General features: G+C 72.5%; 9 protein-coding genes and 1 pseudogene. 7 read left to right on the forward strand and 3 right to left on the reverse strand.

Going from position 1 to position 5,651, the window contains the following annotated elements; all coding sequences use genetic code 11:
- Positions 1–228 (reverse strand): GNAT family N-acetyltransferase (locus tag MCAG_RS24970; RefSeq protein WP_036375139.1); only part of this gene is annotated, 228 nt, incomplete at its 3' end.
- Positions 229–416: 188 nt separating this feature from the next.
- Here MCAG_RS24970 and MCAG_RS24975 point away from each other — a divergent pair.
- The 7 genes and pseudogenes from MCAG_RS24975 to MCAG_RS25005 all read left to right on the forward strand — a co-directional run bounded on the left by MCAG_RS24975 (position 417) and on the right by MCAG_RS25005 (position 4,757).
- Entirely contained in the window at positions 417–782 is a 366-nt protein-coding gene (locus MCAG_RS24975) for a hypothetical protein (protein WP_007075734.1), read from the forward strand.
- Between the two features lie 64 nt (positions 783–846).
- Positions 847–1,671, forward strand: a complete 825-nt coding sequence (locus tag MCAG_RS24980; RefSeq protein ID WP_036375142.1) for a DUF1206 domain-containing protein — start codon at positions 847–849, stop codon at positions 1,669–1,671.
- Between the two features lie 80 nt (positions 1,672–1,751).
- Positions 1,752–2,932, forward strand: a pseudogene (locus MCAG_RS24985) (mechanosensitive ion channel family protein); the annotation flags it as partial.
- Between the two features lie 280 nt (positions 2,933–3,212).
- Entirely contained in the window at positions 3,213–3,647 is a 435-nt protein-coding gene (locus tag MCAG_RS24990; protein ID WP_007075737.1) for a phage holin family protein, read from the forward strand.
- Positions 3,644–3,991 carry a DUF3618 domain-containing protein gene (locus MCAG_RS24995; RefSeq protein WP_007075738.1) on the forward strand — a complete coding sequence of 116 codons (348 nt, stop codon included), beginning with the start codon at positions 3,644–3,646 and terminating at the stop codon, positions 3,989–3,991. The genes MCAG_RS24990 and MCAG_RS24995 overlap by 4 nt, the downstream gene beginning before the upstream one ends.
- Entirely contained in the window at positions 3,988–4,260 is a 273-nt protein-coding gene (locus tag MCAG_RS25000; RefSeq protein ID WP_036375144.1) for a DUF4235 domain-containing protein, read from the forward strand. Before MCAG_RS24995 ends, MCAG_RS25000 begins: the two co-directional genes overlap by 4 nt.
- A 293-nt stretch (positions 4,261–4,553) precedes the next feature.
- A complete protein-coding gene (locus MCAG_RS25005; RefSeq protein ID WP_007075740.1) occupies positions 4,554–4,757 on the forward strand; it encodes a cold-shock protein in 204 nt (67 codons plus the stop codon).
- Between the two features lie 145 nt (positions 4,758–4,902).
- On the opposite strand, the gene MCAG_RS25010 is transcribed toward MCAG_RS25005, so the two are convergent.
- Both MCAG_RS25010 and MCAG_RS25015 read right to left on the reverse strand, forming a co-directional pair.
- A complete protein-coding gene (locus MCAG_RS25010; protein WP_036375146.1) occupies positions 4,903–5,100 on the reverse strand; it encodes a hypothetical protein in 198 nt (65 codons plus the stop codon).
- A gap of 91 nt (positions 5,101–5,191) precedes the next feature.
- Positions 5,192–5,651 (reverse strand): aldo/keto reductase (locus tag MCAG_RS25015; protein WP_036375148.1); only part of this gene is annotated, 460 nt, incomplete at its 5' end.

Below are 5,651 nucleotides of genomic sequence, written 5' to 3' on the forward strand. Positions count from 1 at the left end.
GAACGGGCACTTCGGCACCACCCGGCCGCCGCGTTCGCGGACCTGGTCCAGAGTGGCCCGCACCAGCGCCGCCCCGACTCCCATGTCCTGGAACTTCGCGTCGACCTCGGTGTGGGTGAAGACCAGCACCGCGCCCCGGGGCAGGTACGCGGTGAACCCGGCCAGCGCGTCGTCGACCAGGATCTCGAAGCGGCGGCGGGCGGGATTGTCCTCGACCAGGAAGCTCACCCGGCCATTCTGCCCCGGGCCGCCGCCAGCCGGTCCAGTTCGGCGAGCAACCTGTCGGCCTCGTCGCCGGTGTTGTAGCCGCGTGCGCCGCCGCGGCGATCGCCGCCACGTCCGGCACCGTGCCGAGCGGGTTGCCGCCGCTCCTTGCACCAATGCGGGGGTCGCGGGGGTCTCGTACCCTTGATCGCGTGACGAACCGACGCGGTACCTTCCCGTCCACCCCCACCCGCCGCGCCGCCGGCCTGCTGGCCGGCCTGGCGCTCGGCGTCGCCCTGCTCGCCGGTTGCAGTTCCGAGGGCGCCTCCACCGACTGCGGCCTGGACGCCTGCACGGTCACCTTCGACCGGGGCGTCGAGGCGAGCGCCACCATTCTCGGCGTCGAAACCAAGCTGGTCGGCGCCCAGGGCGACCAGGTGACCGTCGAGGTCGCCGGCGAGCAGCTGTCGCTGACCGTGGGCCAGCAGGCCACCGAGGTCGGCGGCTTCGCGGTCACCCTGGACAGCGTCACCGACGAGCAGGTCAAAATCCGCGTTTCGCGCAACGCCAACGGCTAACGGCGCGTCACCTGACGGTGGCGGTCGACGTTTGGGAATCTCCGGAATCGGAGATTGTGGCGCCATGTCACTCACCCGCAACGCCGAAGCCACCGCCTCGCAGGCCGCGGACAGCCGGTGGCTCGAACTACTCGCCCGGGCCGGTTTCATCGGCTACGGCGTGGTGCACCTGCTGTTCGCCTGGCTCGCCCTGCAGATCGCCTTCGGCGACTCGGGCGGCAAGGACGGCGACCAGTCCGGTGCGCTGAGCACCCTGGCCGAGCAGCCGATGGGCAAGTTCCTCTGCGTCGCGATCGCCGTCGGCATGCTCGCCATGGCGATCTGGCAGGCGCTGGAGGCCGCTGTCGGGCACCGCGCCGAGCGTGGCCGGCAGCGGCTCCTCGGGCGGATCGCCTCCGCCGCGCGCACCCTGGTCTACCTGTACTTCGCCTGGATCGCCTGGAAGGTCTTCTCCAACGCCGGTTCGAGCAGCGCCGACCAGCAGGAGGCCCTCACCGGCAGGCTGATGGAGTCCGGCGGCGGTCGCCTGCTGGTCGGCCTGGCCGGGCTGGTGCTCGCCGCGATCGGCGTCGGCCTGGTGATCTACGGGTGGAGGAAGAAGTTCCAGAAGCACCTCAGGACCGGGGAGATGAACACCCACACCCGGACCCTGGCCCTCCGCCTCGGCACGGCCGGCTACGTCGCCAAGGGCGTCGCGTACGGCATCGCCGGCCTGCTGGTGGTCGTCGCCGGGGTCAACTACGACCCGGAGAAGGCCCGCGGCCTCGACGCCGCCCTGCGCGCCCTGCGCGAGCAGTCGTACGGCCCGTTCCTGCTCGCCCTGGTCGCTCTCGGCATCGCCTGCTACGGGGTGTACTGCTTCCTCCAGTCCCGGTACCGCAAGGTCTGACCTGGCCGCGATGGCGGACAGCGGGCAACATTGGGCTTTCGCCCGGATCGAGGGACCCGCTGAAGGGGGGAGAGACACCCGTGCAGAGCTACCTCACGACGGTCGTCGCCGCGCTCGCCGCGGCGGCGATCGCCCTTTTCCTGGCCGAGGTGGTGCACCGGATGACCCGGCGGCTCGGCCGGCGTTCGCTGCTGATGACCGAGCTGACCGACCACGCGCACCGCCCGTTCCAGGTCGCCGCGACCGTGCTCGCCGTGCAGTTCGCCGTCCGGTTCTCCACCGGCTACGCCGTCGGCACACCGTGGCGGCAGGTGGTGCTGCACATGTTGGTGCTCGGCATCATCGCCACCGTGTCCTGGCTGGTCGCCTCGCTGCTGGTGGTGGTCGAGGACGTCGCCCTGGCCCGGTTCCGGGTCGACGTGCCGGACAATCGGCACGCCCGCCGGGTCCGTACCCAGGTGGTGATGCTGCGCCGGCTGACGATCGCGGTGATCGTGATCCTCGCCGTCGGCGTGATGCTGATGACCTTCCCGAGCGTCCGCGGGGTCGGTGCCGGCGTGCTGACCTCTGCCGGCGTCGTCGGTGTGGTGGCCGCGCTCGCCGCGCAGAGCCTGCTCGGCAACGTCTTCGCCGGACTCCAGCTCGCCTTCAGCGACGCGGTGCGCCTCGACGACGTGGTGGTCGTCGAGGGGGAGTGGGGACGCATCGAGGAGCTGACCCTCAGCTACGTCGTCGTGCAGATCTGGGACGACCGCCGGCTGATCCTGCCCACCTCGTACTTCACCAGCAAGCCCTTCCAGAACTGGACCCGCACCGAGGCGGCCGTGCTGGGCACCGCCGAGTTCGACGTCGACTGGTCGATCAACGTGCAGGAGATGCGGGAGGAACTGCGCCGGCTGGTGGAGGGCAGCGAACTGTGGGACGGCCGAGTGTGCGTCCTTCAGGTCACCGACGCCACCGGCGGCCTGATCAAGGTGCGGGCGCTGGTCAGCGCCGCGAACGCCGGCAGCCTGTGGGACCTGCGCTGCCTGGTCCGCGAGCACCTGGTCGGCTGGGTCCGGGACCACCGGCCGACCGCGCTGCCCCGCATGCGAGCCGAGGTCGGCGACGCCTCCGGCGCGCTGCCCTGGCAGGCGGTGCAGTCCCGGCACCCGGTGCGCCGCCGGACCGAGCCGGAGGCACACGCGACGACGCCCGGGTCTTCGGCGGCAGCGACGACGGCGCGGCCCGCAGCGAGGCGTTCGTCGGCCCGGACGAGCCGACCGGCCGCCCCGACGCCCCGGGCCCGTCGGGGAACGCGCCAAAGCCGTCGCAGGACGCCCCGGACCCGTCGGGGAACCACGTCCCGGCCCGGCGCTGACGGTGCGCGTCTTTTCGTGCGTGTGGCGGTGCGTTGATCTGCCGAAAGGGGCGGGCAGGGTTTGAACGGCCGTTCCCTGGGGACTGCTGCGCGACGCGGTCAGTGTGACTGGCCGCTCCGCGCAGGATTGACGGGCGGCGACTCCGGGCATACAGCGCGGTGATGATGAAAGGAGGACAGCATGGCTGACGTTGCGAATCACCGCATGCCTCGGACCGAAAGCGAGCCGTCGACCGCCGAACTGGTGCAGCGGGCCACGGAGCAGGTTTCCCGGCTCGTCCGCGACGAGCTGGCCCTGGCCCGGGCGGAGCTGACCCAGAAGGGCAAGCACGCCGGCATCGGGATCGGCCTCTTCGGCGGCGGCGGTGCCCTGGCGCTGTACGGCCTCGGCGCGCTGGTCGCCGCCGCGATCCTGTTGCTGGCGCTGGTCGTGCCCGCCTGGTTGGCCGCCTTGATCGTCGCGGTGGCGCTCTTCCTGGTGGCCGGGATCCTCGCCCTGGTCGGCAAGAAGCAGGTCAGCCAGGCGGTCCCGCCGGTGCCGGCGGCGACGGTACGCAGCGTCCGGGCGGACGTGGACACCGTCACCGCCGCGCTGAAGGACAGGGGACGGGCATGACGGGCGGCGTGGGCAACGGCACCGGCGACACCGAGGCGCTCCGCGAGGAGATCCGGCGTACCCGGGTGGAACTGGGCGAGACGATGGAGGCGCTGGCCGCCAAAGCGGACGTGAAGGCCCGGCTGCGCTCCTCCGCCGAGCAGGCGAAGGGACGGGTGCGGGAGCAGGCCGCGCAGACCGTGGCCCGGGTGCGCGGGCAGGCCGCCCAGGGCGCCGAGGCCGCCAGGAACCGGGCCGCCTCGGGCGCGGAGCTAACGCGTGGCCCGCTGCCGTGGGCGGCGGTCGCGGCCGGCGCGGTGGCTACCATGATCGTGCTGTTGGTTGTCCGGGGGAGGCGCAGGTGAGCAAGGGCATCGGCAGGGCCGCGTACCGGCCGGTCGGGGTGCTGATGGGGTTGGCCGCCGGTGCGGTCGCGGGCGCGATCTTCCGGCAGGTGTGGAAGGTGACCGCCGGCGACGGCGAGGCACCGAGCGCGACCGACGAGGACCGCGGCTGGGGCGAGATCCTCGCCGCCGCCGCCCTCCAGGGCGCGATCTTCGCGGTGGTCCGGGCGGCCGTGGACCGTGGCGGCGCGGTGGGCGTACGCCGGATGACCGGCCGGTGGCCCGACTGAGCGGCCGAAACAGGCGTGGGCCCCCTTCCTGGTAGACCGGGAGGGGGCCCTTTCGCTCGACGGTGCCGGCCCGCGAGGCCGGAATTCGGGCGTCCTTCGGGTCACATGTCGGAGAATTTCGTCGGGTAGGCTGTGCAGAGTTTTCGCTACGTGGTTTGCTGTTCCACGCTGTTGCGAGATGGCGTGGGTTGAGAGAAGTCTCCTGCATAGGGGGCCGCCTCAGGCGCCGCTGCTCGAAAACGGCCAATCGGCCGCACGGCGTGCTCGGCCGCCAGTTTTAGAAGGAGATACACATGGCGCAGGGAACCGTGAAGTGGTTCAACGCAGACAAGGGCTTCGGCTTCATCACCGTCGACGGCGGGGGTGCTGACGTGTTCGTCCACTTCTCGGCCATCCAGACCAGCGGCTACCGCACGCTGGAGGAGAACCAGCGGGTGGAGTTCGAGATCGCCCAGGGTCAGAAGGGCCCGCAGGCTGAGCAGGTCCGCCCGATCTGAGCAGTCCCGGCCGGCGTGCCGGCCGAGGGGATGATCCGACCCGGATCACAATGAAGCCCCGTGTCCCGTTCGGGATGCGGGGCTTTCCATGTCGTCGGGGCCGGCCCGCCCGGGACGGGGCCGGCCGCCCTGCGGTGGGGGGGGGTCAGGGGCGGCGACGTCGGGCGCGCAGGCCGTACCAGAGGGTCGCGAGTCCGAACAGGACCAGCACCGGGCCGAGCAGGGCCCAGACCCGCCGGTCGGTCATGACGCTGCCGCCGACGTAGCCGAGGCCCTGCACCGTCCAGACGGCGCCGACGACCACCGCGAGCAGGCCGAGGGTGAGCCGGAGCCACCCCTTCATCGCGTTCCTCCCTTGCCGGCTGGGCACCCGCGCCGGCCCGGTCCGGCCTGCGCCTCGTCGCTGAGGTGCACGAGCACCGCCGCCGGTCGGGTCACCACCGGTCGTGCACCTGCGGCCGGACCAGCTCGTCGTAGGTGTCCCGGACGGCGGTCAGCTCGTCGGGCGTCAGCGGCGCGAGGTCGGCCGTGGCGGCGTTGCGCCGGGCCTGCTCGGCGTCGCGGGCGCCGGGGATGACCACGGTGACGCCCGGCTGGTCGAGCACCCAGCGCAGCGCGAACTGGGCCATCGTGCGGCCCGTCCCGACCAGTGGGGCGAGCCGGCGCACGGCGGCCAGCCCGGTGCCGAAGTCCACCCCGGAGAAGGTCTCCCCGACGTCGAACGACTCGCCGTGCCGGTTGTACGTGCGATGGTCGTTGGGGGCGAAGGTGGTGTGCTCGTCGTACCGGCCGGAGAGCAGGCCGCTGGCCAGGGGCACCCGCGCGATGATGCCGACCCCGGCGGCCGAGGCGGCCGGCAGCACCCGTTCGAGGGGCTTGTGGCGCAGCGCGTTC

The organism is Micromonospora sp. ATCC 39149, assembly GCF_000158815.1.
Taxonomy (GTDB): Bacteria; Actinomycetota; Actinomycetes; order Mycobacteriales; family Micromonosporaceae; genus Micromonospora.